Here is a 729-nt window from a genome sequence, read left to right on the forward strand (position 1 = left end):
CTCGAGATCCGCAAAACAGACCGGACCCTCCGCCCACAATGCCGGTGTGAAGACGCTCCAATGGCGCATTGGCCACGACATAGCGCCGGAAGCCTTAAAAATTCAGGATCGAAATTTCTTCTGCACTTTTTCCACCACCCAAGGTGAATTGGTTTGACCCCCGCAATTTCTAATTGACAGGCGCCGCTTCTCAATGCCTAATTTTATATAATGCATTATCTTGCCGAGCAAACTCCATAAATGTGGTTGCTCAACATCAACGCTGAGACGGTCCAAACACCCTTCATGACAGCTGCAAGAGTTGAACCCCGGTCGACCGCTCTGGCGTCCGACACCGCCCCCGGAATGCTGTCTGGCCTTCGAGTGATCGAGGTGGCGGACGAGACGGCGGAGTATTGCGGCCTGCTGCTTGCAGGACTCGGCGCCGAGGTGATCAAGATCGAATCAGCAGACGGCAGCCCGACGAGGCGCATCGCCCCGTTCTGTTCTGAGGAGCCCGACCCCGAAAAGTCGCTCTATTTCTGGGCATACAACCGCGGCAAGAAATCCGCCGTCGCCGATCTGGATACCGCAGGCGGTCGCGAGATGTTGGTCCAGCTCCTGGGTACTGCCGACATCCTGCTGGATGCTAGCTGCGGCATGTTGAATGAACAGCTTGGGCTGACCCGCGAAGCCTTGGCGGCGCGGTACCCCTCGCTCGTCATCGCCCGCATGACGCCTTTCGGCGAT

Annotated in this window: 1 protein-coding gene; it reads left to right on the top strand. The window is 57.8% G+C overall.

Features of this window, described 5'->3' with window-relative positions:
• Window positions 1-240: 240 nt before the first annotated feature.
• A partial coding sequence (locus tag EN984_RS36595; RefSeq protein ID WP_206517584.1) for a CoA transferase occupies window positions 241-729 on the top strand: 489 nt, incomplete at its 3' end.

This window comes from Mesorhizobium sp. M7A.F.Ca.CA.004.12.1.1 (assembly GCF_003997835.1).
In the GTDB taxonomy this organism is placed as follows: Bacteria; Pseudomonadota; Alphaproteobacteria; order Rhizobiales; family Rhizobiaceae; genus Mesorhizobium.